Source organism: Streptosporangium sp. NPDC002721, from assembly GCF_042888905.1.
In the GTDB taxonomy this organism is placed as follows: domain Bacteria; phylum Actinomycetota; class Actinomycetes; order Streptosporangiales; family Streptosporangiaceae; genus Streptosporangium.
Map to the genome: position 1 here is coordinate 172,683 of NZ_JBIAQI010000014.1, position 24,573 is coordinate 197,255.

Annotated in this window: 28 protein-coding genes; 15 read left to right on the forward strand and 13 right to left on the reverse strand. The window is 69.6% G+C overall.

Going from position 1 to position 24,573, the window contains the following annotated elements; all coding sequences use genetic code 11:
* Nucleotides 1-96: 96 nt before the first annotated feature.
* From ACFYWM_RS21685 to truA, 9 genes are all read left to right on the forward strand, one after another.
* A complete protein-coding gene (locus ACFYWM_RS21685; RefSeq protein ID WP_389917245.1) occupies nt 97-579 on the forward strand; it encodes a hypothetical protein in 483 nt (160 codons plus the stop codon).
* Between the two features lie 627 nt (nt 580-1,206).
* A complete protein-coding gene (gene infA, locus ACFYWM_RS21690; RefSeq protein WP_012887858.1) occupies nt 1,207-1,428 on the forward strand; it encodes a translation initiation factor IF-1 in 222 nt (73 codons plus the stop codon).
* Nucleotides 1,429-1,453: 25 nt separating this feature from the next.
* Nucleotides 1,454-1,567 (forward strand): 50S ribosomal protein L36, encoded by a 114-nt coding sequence (gene rpmJ, locus ACFYWM_RS21695; protein WP_003956441.1) that lies wholly within the window; start codon nt 1,454-1,456, stop codon nt 1,565-1,567.
* A 212-nt stretch (nt 1,568-1,779) separates the two neighbouring features.
* Nucleotides 1,780-2,160 carry a 30S ribosomal protein S13 gene (gene rpsM, locus ACFYWM_RS21700; protein ID WP_012887859.1) on the forward strand — a complete coding sequence of 127 codons (381 nt, stop codon included), beginning with the start codon at nt 1,780-1,782 and terminating at the stop codon, nt 2,158-2,160.
* 45 nt (nt 2,161-2,205) lie between these two features.
* Nucleotides 2,206-2,610, forward strand: coding sequence for a 30S ribosomal protein S11 (rpsK, locus tag ACFYWM_RS21705; RefSeq protein ID WP_012887860.1), 405 nt, complete (start codon nt 2,206-2,208; stop codon nt 2,608-2,610).
* 20 nt (nt 2,611-2,630) lie between these two features.
* A complete protein-coding gene (gene rpsD, locus ACFYWM_RS21710; RefSeq protein ID WP_030912875.1) occupies nt 2,631-3,257 on the forward strand; it encodes a 30S ribosomal protein S4 in 627 nt (208 codons plus the stop codon).
* Nucleotides 3,258-3,355: 98 nt separating this feature from the next.
* Nucleotides 3,356-4,372 carry a DNA-directed RNA polymerase subunit alpha gene (locus ACFYWM_RS21715; protein ID WP_089210160.1) on the forward strand — a complete coding sequence of 339 codons (1,017 nt, stop codon included), beginning with the start codon at nt 3,356-3,358 and terminating at the stop codon, nt 4,370-4,372.
* 152 nt (nt 4,373-4,524) lie between these two features.
* Nucleotides 4,525-5,079 carry a 50S ribosomal protein L17 gene (gene rplQ / locus ACFYWM_RS21720; protein WP_389917246.1) on the forward strand — a complete coding sequence of 185 codons (555 nt, stop codon included), beginning with the start codon at nt 4,525-4,527 and terminating at the stop codon, nt 5,077-5,079.
* Between the two features lie 134 nt (nt 5,080-5,213).
* A complete protein-coding gene (truA, locus tag ACFYWM_RS21725; RefSeq protein ID WP_389917247.1) occupies nt 5,214-6,104 on the forward strand; it encodes a tRNA pseudouridine(38-40) synthase TruA in 891 nt (296 codons plus the stop codon).
* Here truA and ACFYWM_RS21730 read toward each other — a convergent pair.
* The 3 genes from ACFYWM_RS21730 to ACFYWM_RS21740 all read right to left on the reverse strand — a co-directional run bounded on the left by ACFYWM_RS21730 (nt 6,094) and on the right by ACFYWM_RS21740 (nt 10,599).
* The gene (locus ACFYWM_RS21730; protein WP_389917248.1) at nt 6,094-8,355 is read right to left on the reverse strand and encodes a hypothetical protein; all 2,262 of its coding nucleotides are present in this window, start codon (nt 8,353-8,355) and stop codon (nt 6,094-6,096) included. The two genes, truA and ACFYWM_RS21730, sit on opposite strands and share 11 nt — an antisense overlap.
* A gap of 520 nt (nt 8,356-8,875) precedes the next feature.
* Nucleotides 8,876-9,814 (reverse strand): hypothetical protein, encoded by a 939-nt coding sequence (locus ACFYWM_RS21735; RefSeq protein WP_389917249.1) that lies wholly within the window; start codon nt 9,812-9,814, stop codon nt 8,876-8,878.
* Between the two features lie 35 nt (nt 9,815-9,849).
* On the reverse strand, nt 9,850-10,599 hold the full coding sequence (locus ACFYWM_RS21740; protein WP_389917250.1) for a CAP domain-containing protein: 750 nt from the start codon (nt 10,597-10,599) through the stop codon (nt 9,850-9,852).
* 551 nt (nt 10,600-11,150) lie between these two features.
* Between ACFYWM_RS21740 and rplM the strand changes: the two genes are divergently transcribed.
* The 3 genes from rplM (at nt 11,151) to glmM (ending at nt 13,544) form a co-directional block, all read left to right on the forward strand.
* Entirely contained in the window at nt 11,151-11,594 is a 444-nt protein-coding gene (gene rplM / locus ACFYWM_RS21745) for a 50S ribosomal protein L13 (protein ID WP_344746717.1), read from the forward strand.
* 69 nt (nt 11,595-11,663) lie between these two features.
* On the forward strand, nt 11,664-12,185 hold the full coding sequence (gene rpsI, locus ACFYWM_RS21750) for a 30S ribosomal protein S9 (RefSeq protein WP_389917251.1): 522 nt from the start codon (nt 11,664-11,666) through the stop codon (nt 12,183-12,185).
* Nucleotides 12,186-12,188: 3 nt separating this feature from the next.
* Nucleotides 12,189-13,544, forward strand: a complete 1,356-nt coding sequence (gene glmM / locus ACFYWM_RS21755) for a phosphoglucosamine mutase (protein WP_389917252.1) — start codon at nt 12,189-12,191, stop codon at nt 13,542-13,544.
* 92 nt (nt 13,545-13,636) lie between these two features.
* Here the strand turns inward: glmM and ACFYWM_RS21760 are convergent, their stop codons facing one another.
* The 10 genes from ACFYWM_RS21760 to ACFYWM_RS21805 all read right to left on the reverse strand — a co-directional run bounded on the left by ACFYWM_RS21760 (nt 13,637) and on the right by ACFYWM_RS21805 (nt 22,258).
* Nucleotides 13,637-14,104, reverse strand: coding sequence for a hypothetical protein (locus ACFYWM_RS21760; RefSeq protein ID WP_389917253.1), 468 nt, complete (start codon nt 14,102-14,104; stop codon nt 13,637-13,639).
* A gap of 2 nt (nt 14,105-14,106) precedes the next feature.
* The gene (locus ACFYWM_RS21765) at nt 14,107-15,459 is read right to left on the reverse strand and encodes an AAA family ATPase (protein WP_389917254.1); all 1,353 of its coding nucleotides are present in this window, start codon (nt 15,457-15,459) and stop codon (nt 14,107-14,109) included.
* Between the two features lie 50 nt (nt 15,460-15,509).
* Nucleotides 15,510-16,226 (reverse strand): ABC transporter permease, encoded by a 717-nt coding sequence (locus ACFYWM_RS21770; RefSeq protein WP_389917255.1) that lies wholly within the window; start codon nt 16,224-16,226, stop codon nt 15,510-15,512.
* Nucleotides 16,227-16,228: 2 nt separating this feature from the next.
* The gene (locus tag ACFYWM_RS21775; RefSeq protein WP_362678441.1) at nt 16,229-17,143 is read right to left on the reverse strand and encodes an ABC transporter ATP-binding protein; all 915 of its coding nucleotides are present in this window, start codon (nt 17,141-17,143) and stop codon (nt 16,229-16,231) included.
* Nucleotides 17,140-18,030, reverse strand: a complete 891-nt coding sequence (locus tag ACFYWM_RS21780) for an ABC transporter permease (protein ID WP_389917256.1) — start codon at nt 18,028-18,030, stop codon at nt 17,140-17,142. The genes ACFYWM_RS21775 and ACFYWM_RS21780 overlap by 4 nt, the downstream gene beginning before the upstream one ends.
* On the reverse strand, nt 18,023-18,928 hold the full coding sequence (locus ACFYWM_RS21785) for an ABC transporter ATP-binding protein (RefSeq protein WP_389917257.1): 906 nt from the start codon (nt 18,926-18,928) through the stop codon (nt 18,023-18,025). Before ACFYWM_RS21785 ends, ACFYWM_RS21780 begins: the two co-directional genes overlap by 8 nt.
* An 84-nt stretch (nt 18,929-19,012) precedes the next feature.
* The gene (locus ACFYWM_RS21790) at nt 19,013-19,960 is read right to left on the reverse strand and encodes a DUF389 domain-containing protein (RefSeq protein WP_389917258.1); all 948 of its coding nucleotides are present in this window, start codon (nt 19,958-19,960) and stop codon (nt 19,013-19,015) included.
* Between the two features lie 105 nt (nt 19,961-20,065).
* Nucleotides 20,066-20,653 (reverse strand): hypothetical protein, encoded by a 588-nt coding sequence (locus tag ACFYWM_RS21795; RefSeq protein ID WP_389917259.1) that lies wholly within the window; start codon nt 20,651-20,653, stop codon nt 20,066-20,068.
* A gap of 199 nt (nt 20,654-20,852) precedes the next feature.
* The gene (locus ACFYWM_RS21800) at nt 20,853-21,386 is read right to left on the reverse strand and encodes a TetR/AcrR family transcriptional regulator (protein ID WP_389917260.1); all 534 of its coding nucleotides are present in this window, start codon (nt 21,384-21,386) and stop codon (nt 20,853-20,855) included.
* A 98-nt stretch (nt 21,387-21,484) separates the two neighbouring features.
* Nucleotides 21,485-22,258 carry a MerR family transcriptional regulator gene (locus tag ACFYWM_RS21805; RefSeq protein ID WP_389917261.1) on the reverse strand — a complete coding sequence of 258 codons (774 nt, stop codon included), beginning with the start codon at nt 22,256-22,258 and terminating at the stop codon, nt 21,485-21,487.
* Between the two features lie 218 nt (nt 22,259-22,476).
* On the opposite strand from ACFYWM_RS21805, the gene ACFYWM_RS21810 reads away from it, so the two are divergent.
* From ACFYWM_RS21810 to ACFYWM_RS21820, 3 genes are all read left to right on the forward strand, one after another.
* Complete coding sequence (locus tag ACFYWM_RS21810; protein ID WP_389917262.1) at nt 22,477-23,733, forward strand: helix-turn-helix domain-containing protein; 1,257 nt, start codon at nt 22,477-22,479, stop codon at nt 23,731-23,733.
* Between the two features lie 99 nt (nt 23,734-23,832).
* A complete protein-coding gene (locus ACFYWM_RS21815) occupies nt 23,833-24,177 on the forward strand; it encodes a hypothetical protein (RefSeq protein ID WP_389917263.1) in 345 nt (114 codons plus the stop codon).
* The gene (locus ACFYWM_RS21820; protein ID WP_389917264.1) at nt 24,174-24,464 is read left to right on the forward strand and encodes a hypothetical protein; all 291 of its coding nucleotides are present in this window, start codon (nt 24,174-24,176) and stop codon (nt 24,462-24,464) included. Before ACFYWM_RS21815 ends, ACFYWM_RS21820 begins: the two co-directional genes overlap by 4 nt.
* The last annotated feature ends 109 nt before the right edge of the window (nt 24,465-24,573 follow it).

The following is a 24,573-nucleotide window of genomic DNA, read 5'->3' on the forward strand; positions in this document are numbered from 1 at the left end:
GTTGAGTGTGCATTCCTCCGCAGAAGAGCCCGTTGAATCTTCCTAACGTGAGCGGTGTCCGGACAGCCGGACCCCGGTTCACAGGAGGAAGATTCGATGAGCAAGATCCGCACAGCCCTGGTCGGAGCGGCGCTGGCAGGTTCGCTCGCCGCGGGCGTGGTCGCCGCCCCCTCGGCGATGGCCTCCGCCTCGCAGGCCCCGGCCGGGTCCGCCGTCGCGGCCCAGGAGACCCAGGCGTCGAGCAAGCACTTCTTCGGTCCGTACTACTCGGGCTTCGGCGGTGGCGAGGGCTTCGGCAAGCGCTCCTACTTCAAGGGCTACTGGACCAGCAGCGGCGGCCGCTACTGGTTCTACGGCGACCTGTTCGACCGCGACCGTGACCGCCAGCGCAGCTACGTGTGGTTCAAGTGGCACGACAGGTTCGGCTCGCACAGCAAGGTGTTCAGCACCTTCGGCCACTCCGGCTTCAGCAAGTTCGGCGGGTTCAAGAAGAGCAGCGGCTTCGACGACTTCAAGATCCGCGTCTGCGAGGGCGGCAACAAGTTCGACGACTGCGGCCGCTGGGGCGACGCCTTCTGAGGACTCCGTTTCTGAGGATTCCGTACGCCTTGCGGGGAGACGGTCCGAGAGGTCGGGGTCATCGGGTGAGGGCGGGGGCCCTTCGACGTGACGCCGGCCGAGGGGTGTTGATCAAGGAGTGTCTGTCGAGAAGTGCCGGTCCAGAAAGTTCGATCAAGGAACGATGATCGATAAGGTTGGCCGAGCAAGCCCTCCGGCGCCGGGTCGCCGGAGGGCTTTCCCGTGCCGGGGGCTTTCTCGTGAGGGGTGGGCGCGGGTCGATCGCCCGGGTGGCGCCGGCGGGGGCTGCCACCCGGACGGAGTCCCGGCGAGAGGGCCGGGAGCCGGAGCGGGAGCCGGGGTGCTGGCCTGACCTGGTCGGACGTGCCACAATGGGGCCGCGGGTTCTCACACGTCGAGCCGTGCCGTCCGTCCCGCTCGGGATCTGCGGTATCCTTTGTAGCGGTTGTGTCAAGGTACCGGCCGTGTGTTTCGCATTTCCTCGCCCGGTGCCGTACACTCCTTCTTCGGTTCACTATGACCATTGCGCATCGGCGGTGTCGCAACCGCCGCTCTCATCGAAGCGCTGGGTCGCGGCTGCTTAGTGTTCCGAAGCCTCAGACGACCGATCAGTGAAACGCGAGGGACATGGCCAAGAAAGACGGCGCCATCGAGATCGAGGGCACTGTGGTTGAGTCGCTCCCGAACGCGATGTTCCGGGTGCAACTCGACAACGGCCATAAGGTCCTGGCCCACATCAGCGGGCGGATGCGGATGCACTACATCCGGATCCTTCCTGACGACAGGGTTGTCGTCGAACTGAGCCCCTACGACCTCAGTCGTGGGCGGATCGTCTACCGATACAAGTAAGCGCGTCTGAGGGACGAATAGGACTATGAAGGTCAAGCCGAGCGTCAAGAAGATCTGTGACAAGTGCAAGGTGATTCGCCGGCACGGTCGCGTCATGGTGATCTGCGACAACCTGCGCCACAAGCAGCGTCAGGGCTAGTCGCTCCAAAAAAGGCCCCCGCGAGAGTCCGCTCCTAAGAGGCGGACTCGATCCATGTGGGGCTTTCATGTAATCGTGCTTCACACCTGCGCCGGCGGCTCACGCCGTACCCCGCAGGAGACCCCCGGTCGGAGGCCGGGGCCCTCACCCCGGGCATGGGGAGGGGAAGTGAGGCGCAGGACCTCCGCCACAACGAAGGAGAATGCCCGACCATGGCTCGCCTGGTTGGTGTAGACCTCCCCCGCGACAAGCGGCTGGAGATCGCTCTCACCTACATTTTCGGGATCGGCCGCACTCGTGCGCTCGAAACCCTCAAGGCCACCGGCGTCAACGGCGACCTGCGGGTTCACCAGCTGACCGACGAAGAGCTGGTGCCGCTGCGCGACTACATCGAGGCGAACTACAAGATCGAGGGTGACCTCCGTCGCGAAGTTCAGGCCGACATCCGTCGCAAGATCGAGATTCAGTGCTACCAGGGCATTCGGCACCGCCGTGGCCTTCCCGTGCACGGTCAGCGCACGCAGACCAACGCACGCACCCGTAAGGGCAAGAAGAAGACCGTGGCCGGCAAGAAGAAGCCCGGTAAGAAGTAGTCCGCGTAGCCGCAGGACCGAAGACCTCAGGAGTGAAGGCAAAGAATGCCTCCTAAGAGCCGCCAGGGTGCACCCAAGAAGGTGCGCCGCAAGGAAAAGAAGAACGTCGCTCACGGGCACGCCCACATCAAGAGCACGTTCAACAACACGATCGTCTCGATCACCGACCCGAGTGGGAACGTGATCTCCTGGGCCAGCGCCGGCCACGTCGGGTTCAAGGGCTCTCGCAAGTCCACCCCGTTCGCCGCGCAGATGGCCGCGGAGAACGCCGCCCGCCGCGCCATGGAGCACGGCATGCGCAAGGTCGACGTCTTCGTCAAGGGCCCCGGCTCCGGCCGTGAGACCGCGATCCGGTCGCTGCAGGCGACCGGCCTCGAGGTCGGGTCCATCCAGGACGTCACCCCCGTGCCGCACAACGGCTGCCGTCCGCCCAAGCGCCGTCGCGTCTGACGCCCAGGAGAAGATAGAAAATGGCTCGTTACACGGGTGCGGACTGCAAGCTCTGCCGCCGGGAGAAGACCAAGCTCTTCCTCAAGGGCAAGAAGTGCGAGTCCGCGAAGTGCCCCATCGAGATCCGTCCTTACCCGCCGGGTGAGCACGGCCGCGGCCGTCCCAAGGAGTCTGAGTACCAGCTCCAGCTTCGTGAGAAGCAGAAGACCCGCCGCATCTACGGCGTCCTCGAGAAGCAGTTCCACAACTACTACGAGGAAGCCAACCGCAAGACCGGCAAGACCGGCGAGAACCTCCTCCAGATCCTGGAGAGCCGTCTCGACAACGTGGTCTACCGCGCCGGTTTCGCGGAGTCGCGCGACGCCGCCCGCCAGCAGGTCCGTCACGGCCACATCCTGGTGAACGGCAAGAAGGTCGACATCCCGTCGTACCGCGTGCGCGAGCACGACATCGTCGAGGTCCGCGAGAAGTCGCGCAACCTCCTGCCCTACGAGGTGGCCCGCGCCACCGCCGGTGACAAGACGTACCCGGCGTGGCTGGGCGTCGTCCCGGACGCGCTGCGCGTCCTGGTCCACCAGCTCCCGGTCCGTCAGCAGATCGACACCCAGGTCCAGGAGCAGTTGATCGTCGAGCTCTACTCCAAGTAGCGGCTCACCGGGTGCCGTACGGCTTTGCCGTACGGCACCTATGCTGTTGTTCGAGCGGCGTCAAATAGCGGGCGCCGCCATGCAAGGGAGATTCACACATGCTGATCGCTCAGCGTCCCTCCCTCCTCGAGGAGTCCCTCGAGGAGACCCGGTCCAAGTTCATCATCGAGCCGCTGGAGCCGGGTTTCGGCTACACCATCGGCAACTCGCTGCGCCGCACGCTGCTGTCGTCCATCCCGGGCGCGGCCGTGACCAGCATCCGCATCGAAGGCGTGCTGCACGAGTTCACCACCGTGCCGGGCGTCAAGGAGGATGTCACCGACATCATCCTGAACCTCAAGGACCTGGTGGTCTCCTCCGAGCACGACGAGCCCGTGGTGATGTACCTGCGCAAGCAGGGCCCCGGTGACGTCACCGCCGCCGACATCGCGCCCCCGGCCGGTGTCGAGGTGCACAACCCCGAGCTGCGCATCGCCACCCTGAACGGCAAGGCGAAGCTGGAGATGGAGCTGACCGTCGAGCGCGGTCGCGGCTACGTCTCCGCCGCGCAGAACAAGCAGCCGGGCCAGGAGATCGGCCGCATCCCGATCGACTCCATCTACTCGCCGGTGCTCAAGGTCACCTACAAGGTCGAGGCGACCCGAGTCGAGCAGCGCACCGACTTCGACCGTCTGATCCTGGACGTCGAGACCAAGCCGTGCATGAAGCCCCGCGACGCGGTGGCCTCCGCCGGCAAGACCCTCGTCGAGCTGTTCGGCCTCGCCCGCGAGCTGAACGTCGAGGCCGAGGGCATCGACATCGGCCCGTCGCCGACGGACGCGGCCCTCGCCGCCGACCTGGCGCTGCCGATCGAGGAGCTGAACCTCACGGTCCGCTCCTACAACTGCCTCAAGCGCGAGGGCATCCACACCGTGGGTGAGCTCGTGGCCCGCAGCGAGCAGGACCTCCTCGACATAAGGAACTTCGGTGCGAAGTCCATCGAAGAGGTCAAGCAGAAGCTGCACGAGATGACGCTCGCGCTCAAGGACTCCCCGCCCGGGTTCGACCCGAGCGCGGTGGCCGGCGGCGGCTACGACGACGACGACAGCGCCTACGTCGAGACCGAGCAGTACTGAGTTCCGGGACGCCTCACGGCGTCCCGCGGCACCGGGTGACTCCTCGTCGCCCCGGGTGTCACCGAGTTTCACGATGACGGGAGCCCTCCGGCTCCCGGCCCGACCCCGGTACCTCGTACGGCCGGGGCGGGTTTACTCCCAAGGAGAACGTTATGCCTAGGCCCACCAAGGGTGCCCGTCTCGGCGGCAGCCCGGCCCACGAGCGGCTGATCCTGGCGAACCTCGCCACCCAGCTGTTCCAGCACGGCCGGATCAAGACCACCGAGGCCAAGGCGAAGCGTCTGCGTCCGGTGGCGGAGAAGCTGATCACCAAGGCGAAGAAGGGCGACATGCACAACCGTCGCCAGGTGCTGACGATCGTCAAGGACAAGAGCGTCGTCCACCACCTCTTCACCGAGATCGCCCCGACCTTCGCCGAGCGTCCCGGTGGCTACACCCGGATCACCAAGATCGGTCTCCGCAAGGGCGACGCCGCCCCCATGGCCGTGATCGAGCTGGTGTCCGAGCCGCTGAACGCGGTCAAGGTCGGCAAGACCCCGGCCGCCGCCCAGGCCACCGCGCCCAAGGCGGAGGAGGCCAAGGAGGCCGAGGTCGAGGAGACCAAGGCCGACGAGGCCAAGGCCGAGACCACCGAGGAGACGAAGGCCTCCGAGGAGACGACCGAGGCTCCCGCCGAGGAGACCGAGGCCAAGAAGGACAACGCCTGATCCCTCAGGCCCCGTGAAAGGGCCCGGCACCTCCCGCACGGGGGGCGCCGGGCCCTTTCCGTCTCCCGGACGGCCTCTTCCCGGACGGCCCGGGAGTTCCCGAGAGCCCGTGAGAGTTCCAGAGAGGAACCATCGTGGTACGGCTGAGACTCGATCTCGCCTATGACGGCACCGACTTCTCCGGCTGGGCCAAGCAGCCCGGCCGGCGTACGGTCCAGGGGGAGATCGAGGAGGCGCTCGGCAGGATCCTGCGGCTCCCCGAGCCTCCGGCGCTGACCGTGGCCGGGCGGACCGACGCGGGCGTGCACGCCCGCGGCCAGGTGGCCCACGTCGACCTGGACCCCGGCGCGCTCGGCGCGCTGGACGGCCGCGACCGCCGCGGGGGAGCGGGAGGAGCGGGGGGCCCGGAGCCCGGATCCGCGGGGGAGCTAGACGAGAGGCTCTCTGCCATGCGCAGGAGGCTCGCCGGGGTCCTGCCGCCCGATGTGCGGGTGCGTCTCGTCACGGTGGCTCCTGAGGGCTTCGACGCGCGGTTCTCGGCGCTGTCGAGGCGGTACGCCTACCGGATCTCCGACGCCCCGGGCGGGGTCGACCCGCTCCGCCGCCGCGAGGTCGTCTGGTACAACCGGCCCCTCGACGTGGACAGGCTGAACGCGGCCGCGGCCGCCCTCCTCGGCGAGCACGACTTCGCCGCGTTCTGCAAGAAGCGCGAGGGCGCGACCACGATCCGCGAGCTCCAGCGGCTCGACTGGGTCCGCGCGGACGGGCTCGTCGTCGCGACGGTGACGGCCGACGCGTTCTGCCACTCCATGGTCCGGGCGCTCGTCGGATCGCTGCTGCCCGTCGGCGAGGGCCGGCTCCCGGTCGACTGGCCGGGAGGGGTGCTGGCGAGGGCCGTACGGGACTCGGGGGTGCACGTCGCGCCCGCGCACGGGCTCTGCCTGGAGGAGGTGCGCTATCCCGGCGCCGAGGAGCTCGCCCGGCGGGCCGCGGAGACCCGCCGGGTGCGGACGCTCAGCTCGTGACGCGCCGCTCCACGACCTTCGCGGTCTGGTCGCGGAAGGCGCCGCTGACCTTGCCCAGGGCCTTCTCCTTGGCGGTCGGCGTGTGGCCGTCGCTGAAGGTGGCGTAGCTGAACACGATGTAGCGGCCCCACACCATCCCGGCCGCGTAGCCGCCCGCGATGTGCACCCGCTCGCCGCCCGTGCCGGCGGCCGAGGGCAGGCCGCGGAACCACAGGTTGTTGCTGAGGTTCTTGGCCTTGTCGGCCGCGACCGCGGACTCGCGGTTGGGCAGCACGGCGATCCCCGTGGTCACGGCGTATCTCCGCTTGCTGTCCACGTACGTCGCCCGCAGCACCCGGCGGCACTCCTGGGTGCGCAGGGTCCCGGCGAACCTGCCGGACGCGGCCTTCTGGCACTGCTCGGTGACGTCGGTCTTGACCCTGGTGAACGTCGTCCCGGCCACGGACACCTTCTTGCCGAAGGCGTCGGCCACGGTCATCGTGCCCGGGTCGGTCTTCTCGGAGTTGAGCATCGTGGTGTTGATCGGCTCGGGCTCGCCGGTGATGTCCAGGTCGTCGGTGGGGTCGAGGGCGCCGGAACTGGGGATCGGGTCCGTCGCGTTCGCCGACTGCTTGGCGCTGAACGACTGGTAGGCGAAGAAGGCGCCGGTGCCGATGCCGACCACCACGACCGCGACCACGGCCGCGATCAGCGTCGTACCGGCCCTGCTGCGGGCCGGCGCGGGGGGAGGGGGCGGGGGCTCGGGGGTGAACGCCGAGATCGGGGTGAACGCCCCGCGCGTCGCCGTCGGCTCGCCCGCCGGGGCGGAGGCCGTCGGTGGGGGCGGGAGCACCGGGAACGGCGGGGCGACGCCGGTGACGACGGGGATGCCGCCCGGCGGGGTCGCGTCCGAGACGGGAAAGGGTTGCACCGCCGTGGGGCCGGGATCGGTCCGGGGCGGTATGTCGAGGGGAGACGCGGGCACCGGTGAGATCGTCTCCGGTTCCGGCCGGCCGGCGGGCTGGGCCACCGGTGTGGGTGCGGGGGGCCGGTCCGCCGGGGCGGAGCCGGGCAGGGTGGCGGGGAGGGGCTCGTCCGGCGCGGCGGCCGGTGAGTGCGCGGGGGCCTGCTGCGGAGAGACCTGCTGTGGTGAGGGCTGCTGTGGTGAGGGCTGCTGTGGTGAGGGCTGCGCGGGAGCCTGCTGGGTGAGCGGGTCCCGCCGGGGGGCGAGGCCGAGGTCGGGCTCCAGGAGGTCCCCCTGCTCCGGGTGTCCCGGCACGGCTGATCCGGTGGCGCGGACGTCGACCGTGGTGTCGCCGCCGCTCTCGCCCGGCTCCTGGGGAACGGCGTCCGGCGGCCACACGGCGACGTCGCCGGGCTCTCCCGGGCGGGCGGCGCCGTCCTCGGGATCGGTCCACACCGGCTCGCCGGTCGCGGCGGGCCAGGGGGCCTCCTGACCGGACGAGGGCCAGACCTGCATGCCCGCGGCCGCTGCCGTGAAGGCGGGCGGCGGCTGCCAGGGCGGTGCGCCCGGCACGATGGGCGCGGTGGACAGCGGCTGGTCGCCCCGCGGCGCGGAACCGCCCTGCTCGCGGCCCTCGCCGATCCCGCCGGGCCGCGAGGGGGCGGACGGGTCCGTCGGCCAGGCGGGGGAGGAGTCGTCCCTGAGCGGGGGCGGCCAGGCCGGGGAGGTCGCGTCCGAGGCGGCGGGAGCGCCCGGCCAGGATGGGCCGGAAGGGTCGGCGGGCTCGGGGGGGCCGGGCCAGGGCGCCGACGGCCGGTCGGCGGGAGACGGCCAGGCGGGAGAGGTCGCGTCGGACGGGAGCGGGGGCGGCCAGGCGGGAGCGGTCGCGTCCGAGGTGGCGGTGCCGGGCCAGGAGGAACCCGAGGACTCGCCCGGCGCCGGCGGGGCGGGCCAGGCGGGAGGGGAGGGCTCCGGGGGCGTGGGGGAGTTGATCCACGCCGGAGGGGCCGGGTCGGGACGGGAGAACTCCGACCAGGCAGGGGGCGGGGGGCCGGGCGGGAAACCCGGTCGCGGGCCCGAGGGGTCGGTGGGCAGGTCGGTCCGGGTGCTTCCGGGGCGCGGGTCCGAGGGGTCGGAAGACAGGTCGGCCCGGGAGTTTCCCGGGAATCCGGGGCGCGGCCCCTCGGAGGGGGCGCTTCCCGAAGGGCCGGGCGGGAACCCGGGGCGCGGGTCCGAGGGCTCGGAAGGCGGCTCCGGCCGGGAGCTTTCCGGGAACCCGGGCGCGGGGCCGGAGGGGACGCCTCCCAAGGGGCCGGGCGGGAACCCCGGGCGTGAGCCTGGCCCCTTGGAGGGGGTGCTCCCCGGGAACCCGGGCCCGGCGGGGGCGGGGAGATCAGGGGAGAACCGGTGTTGCGGGGGGCCGGAGGGGTCCGGATACGGGAGCGGCTCCGGCCGGGGAGCGGAGGGCGAGGAGCCGGGCCAGGGGGCGGGTGGGTCGGCCTCCGGCTGGGCGTACCAGTCGTAGGGGGCCCCGTCGCCGGGGACCGTCCATGGCTGAGCGGCCCCGGGGGCGGCCTCCGGCCACGCGGAGGGACTGTGGGGCTGCTCGTCACCTGCGAGATCGGTCCGTAGCACGTGGGGCGAGGGCTGGCCGAAACTCGGCGGCGGCGTCGCCGGTGCTGCCGAACCCTCGGCTTCACGTTGGTGCTCGGACCCGGATTCCTGGCCACGCATACGACGCAGCCTAGCGACAGCCGGAGATCGTCATGCGAGTATGGCCGTATCGTCTGCCGGGTTCATGCCTCGAAGTGCTGGTATGACCTCACGATCAAGGCCGTTTTCCGGTGAGCGAACGTGACTCCAGCGCGGGGGTGACGGTCGCGTCCGCCGTGCCGAAGGCCGCCTGGTTCAGCTTCTTGACCTCGGTCTTCTTCGGCAGGTGGCCGTCCTTGTACTGGAACCAGACCATCACCGCGTAGTGCCCGTGGCGCCATTCGCCCACGAAGGCCTCGCCGGTGCCGAGAAGTTTGGTGACCTTATCCTTACCTGGCAGCGGTTTGAGGTATTCCTCCCGCTCCTTGCCGGAGCCGACCGAGACGACCTTGGACGCCCCCGCCGACGTCTTGAGGTTGGCGACTCCCACGGTGCCGATGATCTTCCCCGAGGCGTCGCGGAAGCTGGCCCGCAGGAGCTGGTTGCACCTGGCCGCGGTGAGGGCCTTCTGGAGCTTCTCCCCGACCACCGCCTTGTCGCACTTCTTGTCGGTCCTGCGCGTGGTCATCAGGTAGGTCTGCCCGCCGATCTTCACCTTCTTGCGCTTGAACACCTCGTTCAGGGTGAGAAGGTGCGGGTCACTGGTGCGGGAGGAGGCGAAGCCGAACTTGCCCTCCGCGGTGTTGGCGGGCGGCACGAGGGGGGCCTCGGCGGTGGGGCTCGTCGCGCCGGGCACCGGGGCGGGGTCGGAGTTGGCCAGCACGGCCAGGCCGATGCCCGCGGCGACCAGCGCGGCGAACGCCCCGGCCGCGATGAAGATCGGGCGGCGTGAGCGGGGCCCCTCGTCGTACGGGCTCCACATCTCCTGGCGGGGCCGTTCCCTGGGCGGTTCGGCGGGGCGTCCCCGTGGCCCGGTGGGCTGGGTGGCCTGCGGAGGGGACTCGGGGGCGCGCTTGTTCGGCGAGGCGTCGAACCAGTGCTGGCCCTGCGCGGGCGGCGACGCGTCGGGCCGGTTGTAAGGCTGGCGACGCGGTGGCTCCACGGGAAAACCCATGCGCCGAGCGTAGCTCGGTATCGGAGCCGGTTGGCTCAGGTGTATCCGAAGTCCTGGGTCCACCAGGGCCCGTCGGGCCCCTTGACGGCCCCGACCCCGGTGGCCGTGAGCTCGCAGTTGAGGATGTTGCGCCGGTGGCCGCTGGTCCCCATCCAGCTGCGCACCGCCTCGTCGGGGGAGGTGTAGCCGCGCCCGATGTTCTCCGCGCCGCCGTCGCGGTAGCCGGTGGCCTCCATCCGCTCCCAGGGGGACGTGCCGTTGGCGGAGGTGTGGGAGAGGTTTCCCGCCGCCGCCATCCCGGCCGAGTGCCTCCTGGCCGAGGTCGTCAGCCGCCTGTCGATGCGCAGTGGCGCGCACCCGGCCCGCTTGCGCTCGATGTTGACGAGCCGTACGACCTCGCGTTCCATCGCGCCGAGGGCGGAGGTGGCGCCGTCGCCGTCGCCGTTGAGGAGGAGGCGGGAGGGACCGTCCTCGCCGGAGCCGCCGAGCGACGCGCCGGGGCTCGGGGTGGGGCGCGGGCGCCGGTCCTGGGGGGCGTCGGGGGCGGTGGAGGAACGGGCGACCCGGGCGAGCGGGGCGCGGTCGGCCTGTCCGGCCAGCGCGCCGCTGGGTGTGGGCCTGGCCGGGCCGGTGTCGTTCAGGTAGATCTGGTCCGCGGCGTTCTCGTCGCGGCTGCCCCTGCCGATGATGAAACCGACGAGCAGGACCGCCAGCAGGCACACGAACACCCCCATGCGGCGCAGGCGCGCTCGCTGGGTATGCCCGGGGTGAGGAAGCTGCCACATACCGCTATCAAAGATAGGGATGTTTGCGGTGAGGAAGAAGGGAATGCTGAGAACATATTGGAACCGTTCCGTGAAGGTTCCGGCGCGGCCGTCCCGAGATCGTCGTCCGGCGTCTTCTCCGGGAGAGTCTTGACGTTCTTCTACGGAGGAGCCTCGGTGTCTTCTCCGGGGGAGTCTCAGCGCCTTTCTCCGGGGAGCGTGGTAAAGGCCGCGTCGCCCGGTCTCGGCCCTGGTGAGGGCCCCTCGGGGGCGTCGCCCCATCCTCTCGCCCCGCGCGCGGCGGTTTCCGGGCATCGCCGGGGGACGGGTAGACTGCCAGGGGAACCGGCGAAGAGTCATGTCGTTTTGCAAGCACTCCTTCGCGCCGGTATCCTGCTAGTTCGTTGTGTGCGAATTGGTCTCCTCTCTGTGGACCGATACGCGGCGCGTCCGGCGTCATCTCCTCTGTTCATGGAGACGGAAGGTCCGGGCTGTCGTGTGCCCGCACCTACCGACCATGTTGCTGTCCTCTCCGACAGCGCCGAAGACGCGACCAAAGAAGGCATACGACCGTGCGCACGTACACACCCAAGCCTGCCGAAGTCGAGCGTCAGTGGCACATCATCGACGCCACCGACATCGTGCTTGGCCGGCTGGCCAGCCACGTCGCGATCCTGCTTCGCGGTAAGCACAAGCCGACCTTCGCCAACCACGTCGACACCGGTGACTTCGTCATCGTCATCAACGCCGACAAGGTCGCGCTGACCGGTAACAAGCTTGAGCAGAAGAAGGCCTACCGCCACTCGGGCTACCCGGGCGGTCTGCGCTCCATGACCTACGGCGAGCTCATGGACAAGCGTCCCGACCGCGCCGTCGAGAAGGCCGTGAAGGGCATGCTGCCCAAGAACGCCCTCGGCCGGAAGATGATCAAGAAGCTCAAGGTCTACGCCGGTTCCGAGCACCCGCACCAGGCGCAGCAGCCGGTGTCTTTCGAGCTCACCCAGATCGCCCAGTAGTCACCAGCTGCTTGTCGCCAGCAGCGTTGGCCGACGGCCGACGCCGAGTAGGAAAGTTAGAGGAGAACCGTGGCTGAGTCCACCGGTGTCGAGACGCCCATCGAGGCCGATCAGGAAGCGTACTCCGCGGAGGAGTTCCCCTCCGAGTACACCTCCGAGTCCACTGCCAGCGGCGACGTCGCCGTCCGCAAGCCCATCACCACCGGCAACTCGTACGGTACGGGCCGCCGCAAGGAATCCGTGGCCCGCGTGCGCATCGTGCCGGGCACCGGCAAGTGGACGATCAACGGTCGTACGCTTGAGAACTACTTCCCGAACAAGGTCCACCAGCAGATCGTCAACGAGCCCTTCGTGGTGCTCGGTGCCGAGGACCAGTTCGACGTCATCGCCCGCATCAACGGCGGCGGCGTGACCGGCCAGGCCGGCGCCCTGCGCATGGGCCTGTCCCGCGCGCTGACCGCGCTGGACGTCGAGGTCAACCGCCCGCCGCTGAAGAAGGCCGGCTTCCTGACCCGTGACGCCCGCGCCACCGAGCGCAAGAAGTACGGTCTCAAGAAGGCCCGCAAGGCTCCGCAGTACAGCAAGCGTTAAGCGTTGGGGCGCCTCTTCGGCACCGACGGGGTACGTGGGGTCGCCGGACGCGACCTCACGGCCGAGCTCGCCATGGACCTGTCCGTGGCCGCGGCTCATGTCCTCGGCGATGCCGGGGCGTTCAGTACCAGCGTCGGGCGGCGTGGCCGTCCCGTCGCCGTCGTGGGCCGGGACCCCCGGGCTTCAGGAGAATTCCTGGAGGCCGCGGTGGTCGCCGGCCTCGCGTCGTCTGGTGTGGACGTTCTCCGGCTCGGCGTGCTGCCCACCCCGGCGGTCGCTTACCTGACGACGGCTCTCAGAGCCGACATGGGCGTGATGATCTCCGCCTCCCACAACCCCGCCCCCGACAACGGGATCAAGTTCCTCACCCGAGGCGGCTACAAGCTGCCCGACGCGGTGGAGAACGAGATCGAGCAGCGGCTCGGCGAGAAGTGGGAGCGTCCTGTCGGTGCCTCGGTCGGCCGCGTACGCGAGGCGTACGGCGAGGCCGACCGCTACGTGTCCCACGTCCTGTCCACCGTGAACGGCCGTCTCGACGGCCTGAACGTGGTCCTCGACTGCGCCCACGGCGCCGCCCACATGGTGGCTCCCGAGGCGTTGCTGCGGGCCGGAGCCACCGTGGAGACGATCGGGGCGCGCCCCGACGGTCTCAACATCAACGCGGGGGTCGGCTCCACCCACCTGGACAAGCTCCAGCAGATCGTGATCTCCCGCAACGCCGACGTGGGCATCGCCTACGACGGTGACGCGGACCGCTGCCTGGCCGTCTCGCACACCGGTGAGATCGTCGACGGCGACCAGATCATGGCGGTGCTGGCCATGGCCATGCGCGCCGAGGGGAAACTCGTCGGCGACACCGTGGTGGCCACGGTCATGTCCAACCTGGGCTTCAAGATCGCGCTCAAGAACGCCGGTGTCGACGTCGTCGAGACCGCCGTCGGCGACCGCTACGTCCTGGAGGCCATGAGGGCCGGGGGTTACAACCTCGGCGGCGAGCAGTCCGGCCACGTCCTGATGCTCGACCACGCCACCACCGGCGACGGCCTGCTGACCTCGCTGCACCTGCTGGCGGTCGTGGCGCGGGAGAAGAAGTCGCTGGCCGAGCTCGCCTCGGTGATGACCCGCCTGCCGCAGGTCCTGGTCAACGTGAAGGACGTCGACCGGTCCAAGGCCTCGGCCCCCGAGCTGTCCGCCGCGGTCAGCGCCGCGGAGTCGGAGCTGGGGGAGACCGGGCGCGTGCTGATCCGGCCGAGTGGTACCGAGCCGATGATCCGCGTCATGGTCGAGGCCGCCTCGGCGGAACAGGCCGAGCAACTGGCCGGCCGCCTGGCCGAGGTCGTCCGTACGGCCTGCGTCTGAACGGCCCGCGTCCGAACGGCTTGTGTTCGAACGAGACACGGCCCGCACCGGAAGGTGCGGGCCGTGTCTCGTTCGAACGGTCTCGCGGAGGTTCAGGAATGCGATCGGAGCTGCGCGTCCAGGGTCCAGATGCCGACGTCCACGCCGCTGACCCTGGCTCGGTAGAGCTCGCGTTCGGTGAGGATGCAGAGGTCGCCCAGACCGAGCTTGGCCATCATGTGGTCGGAGAACGGCGTTCCCGTCCCCGCCCCCGACAGGAGTGACCGCAGGAAACCCTCGCCCCATTCGACGGTGTGCAGCACCCACGGCGCCTGCCCGGTGATGACGAGTCCGAGGAGATCGGACAGCTTGCCGGCGTGCTGCCTGCGGAGCCGGCCGTCCGAGAGCTGGGCGATGTGGTTGCCGGTCTCGATGACCGCAGTGACGGGCAGGATGAGATCGCATGATCGTTTCTCGTCCCGCAGTGCCCGCAGCACGCTTTCCCGATCCTGGTTCTTCCCGGGGACGTCGAGGATGTTGCAGAGCACCGAGGTGTCGACGAACTCGACCCTGCGGACCATCGTCAGCCGATTCCCATCAGGCGGTCGAACTCGCTGAAGTCACGCTCTCGGGGTGGTTCCTGCTCCAGCAGGCCCGAGGTGACGATCGTGCCGAGATCCCCCTGAGCCATCAGGCTAGGGTAGCCGTCGATCTCGGGAAGCGTCCGGAGGTTCGACAGGCCTGTGGCGCGATCCCGGGAACACACCACGACGTTCTCGTGGTTTTCGGAACTCAATGCGGAGAGCAGGGCCGGGCTGTGCGTGGTGAAGATCACGCGGGCGGAGTCGTCCACGGTCGCCTGCTTCACGAGGTCGAGCACCTGCGTCGCCTGGGAGGGATGAAGTCCGTTCTCCAGTTCCTCGATGACCAGCATGGGCGATTTCCTGTCATCACTCGTATCGCGCCCGCCCAGGTCGAGATCGCGTCCCTGCCGCAGCAGCGTTGTGGCGATGGCCGTGAATCTCAGCAGGCCGTCGCTCATCTCGCGTGCGGGCGTGATCGAGGTCCCTTCCCGCAGGGCGAGCATCACATCGTTCAGATCCGAACGAATGGCCTCGATCCCCCTCACCTCGTGCTCGACGAGATCCTGCACGCGGTTGAGGAGCTGCTGGAACCGCTCGGTGTCATGCGTCGCCATGTGCCCGATGACGGCGGAGAGGTTCTCCGCCGTCCTGCGCAGCCTTGTGTCACGGCCAGGAACGTACTGCCTCATCAGGTGAGGGACAGGATCGAGATGGAAGACGCCGCGCAGGGCCTCCAGTATGTCCTCGGCCGCCGTGAGGACGGCGCGTTCCCTTTCGTTCCTGCCCTCCAGCCGGAGGGCGAGCTGGCTGGTCAGGAGCCGGGAGGAACGGAAGGGGGCGCGAGGGCTGCGACCGGGCCGGCCGTTGTACCAGGTGGCGTCGATGCTGCCCGACCCCGGCGAGGCGCCTTCGGTCGCGAGCAGCGTGTGACGGAACCGCTCCAACCGGTTTTTCGTGGATCGTTTGTGGCCTGACATGCCCCAGAGCGTTTCGCTGACGATCTCCGGCTCGGGGCGGACCTGAATCGTGACGTAGAGCTGGATGATCCAATAACCGCCCGGCCCGCTTCTGTGAGAGAAGACCGTGCAGCCCAGGCTGAACCGGTCCGTCCCGTGCGGGGGACATCCTTCGATGCCCCCCCGGAGGGGCCCCTCGTCGCCGCGCCTGCTGTCGAGCGCGTCCACGATGTCCGTACCGGCCGCCAGCCGGGAGAGCACCTCAAGCCCGTCGAGCGCGTTCGACTTCCCGCTGCTGTTGCGGCCGATGAGCGCCGTCATGCCGCCCAGCGGGAGTGTCGCGTCGCGAAACGTCTTGAACTCCGTGAGGTGCAGCTCGTGCAGGTACGGCTTCATATTCGAACGGTACACGCGCGTCCCCGGCCAGGGGGGACGCACGTGAGTCCCTACTCGTCGCCGGTGAGGGAGAAGCTTCGCAGGCGTATGCCCGCCCAGATGACCGCGCCGACGGTGACGACGGCGAGGGCGGGGACGGCGAAGCCGAGGGTGATCTCGGTGGAGAAGAACGCCGAGGACGACAGCTGGTCGGCGATCGTCTGGGCCCACTGCTGGATGGAGAACCTGCGGGCGCCGGGGACGAAGTTGCCGACCACGCCCTCCCAGACGAGGGCGTAGACGATGCCGATCGTGACCGCGTGCCGGGTCAGCACGCCCAGCAGCATGAACACCGCCGCGTACGCGATCCCGCCGACGAGGGAGCCGAGCGCGAAGCCGTACGCGATGCCGGATTCGAGGTTGACCAGGAGGTAGGCCGCGACGAAGGTCGGCACGGCGGCGAACAGGGCGAGCATCGAGGCGGCGACCACGAACTTGGTCCGCGCGATCACCGGGCGGGAGATCGGCTTGGACAGCAGGTGGATGATCGTGCCGTCGTCGATCTCGGGGGCGATCACCCCGGTCCCGGCGATCAGGCCGAGCAACGGCAGCATGGTGCCGATGGCGAAGGTCTGCATGAGCGTGACCGCGGTCCGCTCGTCGGCGGCGCCGATGAACCTCAGCAGCGCGGCCATCGCGACCAGCACCAGGGGCAGCATGATCAGCAGCCAGATCCGGCGGCGGCCGAGGAGCGCCCGGTAGGAGATTCCGGCGATGACACCGTTCATGGTCAGCTGCTCCTGTTGATCAGGTAGGAGAAGACGCTCTCCAGGTCTTCGTCGGCGGGGGAGACCTGCAGGATCCGGATGTCGGCGTCCTTGGCGACCCTGGGCAGCAGCCGGGTGAAGCGCCGGAAGTCGACGGCGTGCACCTCCAGGCCCGCCTCGGTCAGCGAGACCGAGCCCGAGGAGGCGTCGGCGATCAGCGCGGACGCCAGGCGGCGGTCGTCGCTGGAGCGGACCCTGAACAGGTGCGGGCGGTCGGTCATCCGGCGGCGGATCTCGCGGAAGTCGCCGGAGGCGGCGTGGCGCCCGGCGACGAGCACCTCGATGTGCTGGGCGACCCGCTCCACCTCCTCCAGGATGTGCGAGCTGAACAGGATGGTCTTGCCCGCGGTGCCCATGGCGCGGACCAGGTCCATCAGGTGCAGGCGCTGGCGCGGGTCCATGCCGTTGAACGGCTCGTCGAGCAGCAGGACCTGCGGGTCGTGGACGAGGGCCGCGGCCACCTTGACGCGCTGGCGCATGCCCTTGGAGTACGTCTCGATCCTGCGGTCCTTGGCACTCTCCATCTCCACCAGGGCGAGCGCCTTGCGCGCGGCGTCGTCGGGGTTGGGGAGGCGGTGCAGCCTGGCGCTGGACAGTACGAACTGCCAGCCGGTGAGGAAGCCGTAGACGGCCTCGCGCTCGGGGACCAGGCCGATGGAGCGGTAGATCTCGTGGTTGCGCCAGATGCGGTCGCCGTCGAGGGTGACGGTGCCGCCGGAGGGGGCGAGGAACCCGGCCATCATGTGCAGCAGCGTGGACTTGCCCGCGCCGTTCGGGCCGAGCAGGCCGGTGACGCCGGGGCCGACGGTCATGGTGATGTCGTTGACGGCGACCACGTTGCCGTACCAGCGGGACACCTGGGCCAGTTCGATCTTCATCGGGAGGCCGCCTTACGGTAGCGCGCGAGCAGGGCCGTGACGGAGAGGGCGATCAGCGCGATCAGGATCACTCCCGCGACCAGGGTTCCGCCGCCGGGAGGGTAGATGACGCCCGCGGTGGGCGTCGCCCCGAAGAGGCCGACATGTATGGCGGCGTCCACGAGGAAGAACGGGTTGATCAGCCACGCCCACGCGGCGGTGGTGTCGTCGCCCATCGACTCCAGCGTCGCGAACAGCACGGTCGACACGGCGGAGGCGAGCAGGTAGAAGGCGATGACCGCGGCCACGCCCAGCCCGCGCCTGGGGGTGAACGAGGCGATGGCCACGCCCAGGCAGGCCAGCAGCAGCGCGTAGCCGACCGCTCCGGCCATGCTCGTGAGGTACTCGGCGGTGTGCGTGTCGCCGGGCAGGTCGATGACCACCTCACCGATGTAGAGCACGGTGAGCGGTGCCGCCAGCAGCAGGAACATGGCGACGGTCATCGCCGCGAGCTTCGCCCCGACGTAGTCCCCGATCGTCACCGGGCGCGACAGGTAGAGCGGCAGCACCCGGAAGCGCAGGTCGGGCGCGACGGCGTACGGCGACTGCGAGGCGAGGAAGATCGCGAGCACGGCCTGCATGATGACGGCGTACTCGGTGTAGCGCATCCCCTCCTGCTGGGCCAGCGCCATGATGGCGATGGAGACGACCGCGGGCAGGAGCATGATGCCCAGGAGCGAGAACGGGATGATCTTCGAACGGGCCGTGCGGCCGAGCCCGAAGATCCCGCGCAGGCTGTGCACGGTGAGCGCGGCGGTGGCGTGGCCGCGGCCGAGCCGGGGCCCCTCGTAGTGGCGGTATCCGATGTCGTGGATGACGCCCGTGGGTTCGGAGACGGACTCAGACATTGGCGGGCTCCCTGAAGACGTCCTCGATGCGCTGGCGGCCCTGCTCCACGCGTACGAGGCAGAGGTCGAGCTCGCAGACGGCGTCGCGGAGGGTGTCGAAGGTCTCCGGCGCGCGGACGTGGACGAGCAGCAGCCTGCCGTGCGGGGTGACGGTCTCGCCCAGCTCGGTCAGGCGGGCCGCCAGCGCGTCCTGGCCCTCCTCGACCTCGACGGTCACGGTCTGGGTGATCTGGGTGAACTCCCCGATGGCCGAGGAGCGCAGCAGCTTGCCGCCGTCGATGACGATGACGTGGTCGCAGATCCGCTCCAGCTCGCCCAGCAGGTGGGAGGTGACCAGCACGCTGATGCCGAACTCGGAGCCGATCCTGCGGATCAGCGAGAGCATCTCGTCGCGGCCCCGCGGGTCGAGGCCGTTGGTGGGCTCGTCCAGCAGGACCAGGCGCGGGTCGTGCACCAGGGCCTGGGCCAGCTTGACGCGCTGCTTCATGCCGGTGGAGTAGCCGCCCATCGCCCGGTAGCGCTCCTCGTACAGCCCGACGTGGCGCAGGACGTCGGCGGCGCGCTCGCGGGCCGCGGTGCGCGGCAGGCCCGACATCTGGGCCATGTGCACGGTGAACTCGGTGGCGGACAGGTCGGGCGGCAGGCAGTCGTGCTCCGGCATGTAACCCACGACCCGGCGGATCTCCGCCCCCTGGGTCGCCGCGTCCATGCCCAGCACCCGGGCGCTTCCCGCGCTGGGTTCGAGCAGGCCGAGGAGGATCTTGATCAGCGTGGATTTGCCCGCGCCGTTGGCGCCGACCAGGCCGGTCACACCGGGGCCGACGGTGACGGTGAGCTGGTCGAGCGCCGTCACCCGGGGGAAACGTCTGGTTAGTCCCTCGGTGGCGAGGATAGTCATGCTCGGACACTATCCGTCGCCGCAGGTGCGCACCTCCGTCACGGGAAGGAGGCCCGCCTCGTCCGAAAGGGCAATTCTCGGCGGCTAACCCCCACCCGGACGGGCGGGCAGGCGTATCCCGAACCGGGACCAGTAGGCCTTCTGGACGAGGAGCGTCACCACGCCGGAGATGACCATGCCCGCGACGTTCACCCCGAGCTGGACGGCCGAGGCGGCCATGTCGCCCCAGCGGGCCAGCGCGGCGGCGACCGCGAAGTATCCGGCGGCGGGGACCGTGGTGACCGAGATGAAGACGCCGACCAGGGCCGAGGACTTGCCCGCGGTGACCGAGAGCACCCCGGCGGCCCCGGCGAGCAGCGCGACGATGAACGACCACCTGTCGGGCTTGACGATGAACTCGATCTCCTTGTGCCCGTTCAGTGAGTTCACGTCGATCCAGCCGAGCCCCCGTGAGACCAGTGCGCAGACGAAGGTGATCGCGATGGCGGCGGCGAAGCCCAGGACCAGGGTCCTGGACGCGCGGCCGATGAGGTCCCGGTCGGTACGGAGCAGGCCGAAGCAGATGGCCGCGATCGCGCCGAACTCCGGCCCCATCACCATCCCGCCGATGATGAGGATCGGTGAGTTGACGATCACGCCGATCGCCGCGAGCAGCGTGGCGATCGTCAGGAACGCCAGGAAGGCCCAGGTGAGCCGGGTGTCCTCGTCGACCCGCTGGGCGAACTCCGCCCAGACCACGGCGTCGTCGCTGTCACCGGGCGCCTCCTCCTGGGCGCGCTCGGCCACCTCCGAGATCGACAGGTCGACCTGCTCGGCCGCGATCGAGCCCTCCGCGTGCAGGCCGAGGTCCTGGAGGTGGTCGATCACCTCGTTGGCGGACTCGCGGGCGATGTCGAACTGAAGGAGGTCGCCGGCGGGGGAGCGCGCGGCGCCGGGGAACACGACGATGTTGACGACGCCGACGCACCCGTCGAGCACCTCCAGCACCTTGCCCGACAGCTCCGGTGGACTGATCACACGTAGATGCAGCACGGGCCAACCCTAGGACGTGTGTCCCGGCCCGCTGAAGCCCTGAGTCGTATGGGAATCCCTGGGCCGTGACGGGAACCTGTGGGCCGTTGTGGGAACGGGAGTCGCTCAGGGGATCTTGACGGCGGGGTCGGCGCTCAGGCGCCGGAGGAGGTCGGCCGTGCGGGCCGCCTGGTCGGCGTCCTCCCCCGTACGGTGGCCCGACTCGATGGCGTCCGCGAGGGCCGCCAGCTCGTGCGGCGGCAGGAAGGCGCGCGCCGCGCGCAGCCGCAGCAGGACTTTCCGGCCGCCCGGCTCCTGGGCGTACATGTACAGGTACGGGAGCCGGTGGCTCGTCAGGTCGCGGGCCCTTGAGCGCTCGGAGAAGGAGTCCAGCCAGACGCGGGCCCGCGCGAGGTCCACCCTGCGCGTCGTGAACGCGCCGTGGACCTCCACGACGCTTCCCTCCATCTCCGCCCGGAAGCGGAAGATGCCGAGGGCGACGACGAGGAAGACCAGCAGGGCCACGACGAAGGGCACCATCAGGAGCTGGAATCCGAGAGCGGATCCCTCGGAGAACTGAACGGCCCGTTCGAGCTTCGAGATCACAAACAGCGGGAAACCGACGAATGGGACGGTGAGGAGGATGGCGCCGATCTTCATACCGGTGCTCGCGCCAACGCTCAGCTTCAGCGGCCCATGGGATGGGATGCTCACATATCGGATACTAATTCACTTCACTGACGGGGTCTTGGCGCTATATCGACATATATAACCGCAGGTGGAAGCGTTTTTTACCTTTGATGGTGATTGGTTCTCGTGGCGGTCGCCCCGGGCGTGGCGTCGATCTTCCGTGAGCCCGTACGGGCGTTTCGGCGAACCTGGCGCGGGCCGCCGAGCTCACCGGCGCGGGCCCTCAGGCGAGTGAGTCGATCCAGCGCTCCAGGCGACGGCACTCCCCGGTCATGAGCTCGGGGTCCCTGAAGGTGTTGGTGAGGAGCGAGATGCCCTGGTAGGCGGAGACCAGAGCGATCGCGAGCTCGCGGGAGTCGGCTCGGCCCATGGACCGGAACTGCAGCTCGGCATAGTCGATCAGCAACCGCATGACCTCGGCCGCGGCGCGGTCCAGGCCGTCGGTGCGCTTGTCGAGCTCCGAGCAGAGGGTCCCGGTGGGGCAGCCGTACCGTGCGGTGAGCTCGCGTTGCTCGGCCCAGCCGCGCAGGAGCGCCTTCAGGCGGTCCCGGGGGCCGGTGCGCAGGTCGAGGGAGGCGGTCATCGCCTGGAAGTTGAGCGCGTGCGCGTCGATCGCCGCCTCGACGAGGCCGGTGCCGGTGCCGGTGAGCACCTGAACCCGGGGGCCATCCTCGACGTCGCGAAGGCGTCCGGGGTCCGGCGGGTCGTCCTGCAGTCCTCCCAGGCCGCCGGGACACGACCGGAGTCCGGCTCCCACTCACCCCTTCGGGCGTTGGAGGACACCGTCCTCAGGTCGGGCCTGGAAGCGTTTCAGGTCGTGGTCGTCCGGCCTGTGGTGAGCGTTTCAGGTCGTGGTCATCCGGCCTGCCGTGAGCGCTCCAGGTAGTGCACCAGGTTGCGCATGCGGTCCGCGGGCCAGGGGAGGCTCCGGCCGATCTCCTCGCTGTTCTCCCGCCACATCCGCCGCGCCGCGGCCTTGGTCCCCTCCCCGTCGTCGCTGTCGTCGTGGAACCGGTTCGCCGGCGCGTCCCAGCGGTGGACCAGGGCCCGCACCCGAGGGTCGTCGACGGGGGTGTCGTCCCGCACGTGCCGCAGGAGCTCCTCGACGAGCCCCGCCCATTCGGTTCTGGCCGTCTCGACGACCTCAGGGCCGAGGTCGGACCTGCGCCTGGCCAGCCGCTCCCGCTGTTCCGTCGTGAACGAGTTCTCGAACATAGAGATCATCTCCAGGGTCGTCATGAACTGGTCCGGATCGGGCATCGACGCGTTGTCGATCTGTCCCAGCAGGCCGTGCAGCCGCTGGGTGAGCCGCTGGATCCGTACGCCTTGCGCCTCCAGCTCGCGGAGCTGGGCCGTCAGCAGGTCGCGCATCGCCGCCAGGCCGTCCGTGGAGTCCGCGAGGACTTCCGCGATCTCCTCCAGGGACAGCCCGAGCGTTCGCAGGGCCCGCACCCGGTACAGCCGCCGAACATCGTCCCCGATGTAGCGGCGGTGGCCCGACGCTGTGCGTTCGCTCGCGCGCAGCAGGCCGATCGCGTCGTAGTGGCGCAGTGCCCGCACGGTCGTCCCGCTCGCCCGCGCCACCTCACCGATGCTCCACCGGCGCCCGGCGTCGTCTTTCCCGATCACGTCCACGACGGTACGACCTGCCGTCGCGGCAGGTTCAAGCCCTCGGCGGACATGTCGAGCCCCGGGACCGTCATGCGTAGGCTCACAGGTCTATGCGGTCCACCCGGACCGCACGGTCTCCCTCGCCTTGAGGGAACAATGGCGCTTCCGCCAAAAGAGGGCCGGCGGCCGGGATTACCCTGGAGGCAGGCCGACTCCGGATTGAGGTGTTCTGGATCATGGCGGTGGAACCGGCCCTCGGTGACAACCTGGCACGCATCCGGGTGAGCAAAGGGCTCACGCAGGAAGACCTGGAAGAGCGCTCGGGTGTCAGCGTGTCCACCGTCCGAAAACTCGAACAGGGCGACCGCAAGAGTGCCCGCGTCTCGACGCTGCGCAAGCTGGCCCAGGCGCTGAACGTGCGGACCTCCGACCTGTTCCAGCCCTCCCCCGAACCGGTGTCGCCCCTGGACGAGACCGTGCATGCGGACCTCTTCGCGCTGCGCCGGACACTCAAGCCGGTGCGCGGGCTGACCGGAGTCCAGCTGCCCGACCTCGACGGCCAGGTCACGTACGAATCGGTGCGTGCCTCGTTCCTGGCGGCGAACCGGCTCTACAGGGAGGACGACTACCGCGCGGTCGTGCAGACGATTCCCTCGCTGCTTCTGGAGGCCCGCTCACTGCTGGCCGACGCTTATGGCGGAGACGAGGAGCGCGCCGCGCTGACGCTTCTCTCACAGACCTTCCAGTTCTCCGCGCAGGCACTGATCCAGCTTCAGCAGTACGACCTCGCCTACCAGGCGATCTCCGAGGGGATCGCGGCGGCCGAGCGAGCCGACGATCCGCTGCTGGGCGCGTGGAACGTCTTCAACGAGTGCTGGCTGTTCCTTCGCGAGGGACGACTGGACGACTCCCGCCGTGCCGCCATGACGACCGCCGAGGCCATCGAGCCACGATTCTCGACCGGCACCCCCGCGCAGTTCGCCACCTGGGGTTGGCTGTTGCTGTGGGCGTCGGCGGCGGCCGTACGGAACAACGAGGGTGACGATGCCGACGAGATGCTGGCCCTCGCCAGGGCCGGGGCCCATCGCATCGAGGGACGGGAGCTGGAGGCTCCTTCGCTGTGGGCGGCTCGGGGTTCGGCGACCTTCGCGGGTTTCTCCCCGGAGCTGATCCAGATCAAAGCCGTCGAGTACGCCGTGGTCCAGGGGAAGAGTGCCAGGGCCCTGGAGATTCACGAGGGGGTGCGGCCGTCGGGCAGGCTGTCGAGCAGCACCCGGCATCGCCACCTGCTCGATGTGGCGAGCGCCCACGCCTCCGAGGGCAACACGGCCGAATCATGGGTGATCCTCCACGACCTCAGGACGCGGGTGCCGCACTGGCTCAGGTACCAGTCGTTCGCCCGGCGCGTGGTCGATCAGCTCATCGAGGACCGTTCGCGGGCGCTGCGGGCCGAGCACGCGGAGATCGCGAGCTTCCTGGGGATCGAGTCCTGACCGGACTGCCACCTCGCGTGGCAGGTTTCATGATCGCGACCTTCAACTGCCACATCACGTATCTGGAGTCAGATGTAACTCTCCGTGATGCTTGCGGGCATGGTCGCCATCTCTTCGGAAGCGGTGAGACCCGATACTCCCCGCGACGCCTGTGCCGCTGCGGAGGACCTGCGAACCGAACTCGCGGCTCTGGGCGTTCACGCCGATGTCCACCACGGGTTCGGCGTCGCCATGGTGTCGGTCTGGCGTGAGCTTCTCGTCTGGACGGACGGCACGGTTTACCGGTGGTGGACCGGTCACCTGTCATGGAAGACGGGACGGCGGCTCTACACCGCGTACGGTGTGGACGATCCGGTTGCAGCGGCACGATGCGTCGCCCATCGCCGCGAAGAACTCCAGCGGGCATATCCGCCATCCGAGGTGATCCCGGAGCGGGTGCCGTGATCGGGCTGGACGAGACGTGCCTGAGCCCGCATCTGGGCCCGGCACAGCGTGATCACACGCGGCTCGACTGGCGCGCGTCGTACGGCATGCCGGAACGGGTGCGGCCGGTGGCGTGGACGTGCGCGTGCCGGGCCACGGTGTACGAGCTGTGCGAGGGCGGTGGTCAGGGCTTCATCCGGCGCATCACACAACTCGACGGCGATCACCGGGTGGACGAGAGCCATCGTTGGTCGATCACCGAAACTCGGGCGATCTGGACGGCCCTGCTGTCCGGGAGGGCTCGATAGGCCGGCGTGGGGGGGGGGGGGGGGGGGGGGGGGGCGGGGGCCCCCCCCCGGAGGGGGGGGGGGGGGGGGTTGGGGGGGGGTGGGTTGGGGGGGGGGGGGGGGGCCCCGG

Bases quoted from the DNA above. Each gene is read 5' to 3' on its own strand.
- ACFYWM_RS21735 (WP_389917249.1), bottom strand. From the start codon at position 9,814: ATGGGTTTTCCCGTGGAGCCACCGCGTCGCCAGCCTTACAACCGGCCC.
- ACFYWM_RS21740 (WP_389917250.1), bottom strand. From the start codon at position 10,599: ATGTGGCAGCTTCCTCACCCCGGGCATACCCAGCGAGCGCGCCTGCGC.
- ACFYWM_RS21760 (WP_389917253.1), bottom strand. From the start codon at position 14,104: ATGGTCCGCAGGGTCGAGTTCGTCGACACCTCGGTGCTCTGCAACATC.
- ACFYWM_RS21775 (WP_362678441.1), bottom strand. From the start codon at position 17,143: ATGAAGATCGAACTGGCCCAGGTGTCCCGCTGGTACGGCAACGTGGTC.
- infA (WP_012887858.1), top strand. From the start codon at position 1,207: ATGGCCAAGAAAGACGGCGCCATCGAGATCGAGGGCACTGTGGTTGAG.
- ACFYWM_RS21810 (WP_389917262.1), top strand. From the start codon at position 22,477: ATGGCGGTGGAACCGGCCCTCGGTGACAACCTGGCACGCATCCGGGTG.
- rpsM (WP_012887859.1), top strand. From the start codon at position 1,780: ATGGCTCGCCTGGTTGGTGTAGACCTCCCCCGCGACAAGCGGCTGGAG.
- ACFYWM_RS21780 (WP_389917256.1), bottom strand. From the start codon at position 18,030: ATGTCTGAGTCCGTCTCCGAACCCACGGGCGTCATCCACGACATCGGA.
- rplQ (WP_389917246.1), top strand. From the start codon at position 4,525: ATGCCTAGGCCCACCAAGGGTGCCCGTCTCGGCGGCAGCCCGGCCCAC.
- ACFYWM_RS21815 (WP_389917263.1), top strand. From the start codon at position 23,833: ATGGTCGCCATCTCTTCGGAAGCGGTGAGACCCGATACTCCCCGCGAC.
- rpsD (WP_030912875.1), top strand. From the start codon at position 2,631: ATGGCTCGTTACACGGGTGCGGACTGCAAGCTCTGCCGCCGGGAGAAG.
- rpsK (WP_012887860.1), top strand. From the start codon at position 2,206: ATGCCTCCTAAGAGCCGCCAGGGTGCACCCAAGAAGGTGCGCCGCAAG.
- ACFYWM_RS21765 (WP_389917254.1), bottom strand. From the start codon at position 15,459: ATGAAGCCGTACCTGCACGAGCTGCACCTCACGGAGTTCAAGACGTTT.
- ACFYWM_RS21715 (WP_089210160.1), top strand. From the start codon at position 3,356: ATGCTGATCGCTCAGCGTCCCTCCCTCCTCGAGGAGTCCCTCGAGGAG.
- ACFYWM_RS21785 (WP_389917257.1), bottom strand. From the start codon at position 18,928: ATGACTATCCTCGCCACCGAGGGACTAACCAGACGTTTCCCCCGGGTG.
- ACFYWM_RS21770 (WP_389917255.1), bottom strand. From the start codon at position 16,226: ATGAACGGTGTCATCGCCGGAATCTCCTACCGGGCGCTCCTCGGCCGC.
- rpmJ (WP_003956441.1), top strand. From the start codon at position 1,454: ATGAAGGTCAAGCCGAGCGTCAAGAAGATCTGTGACAAGTGCAAGGTG.
- ACFYWM_RS21685 (WP_389917245.1), top strand. From the start codon at position 97: ATGAGCAAGATCCGCACAGCCCTGGTCGGAGCGGCGCTGGCAGGTTCG.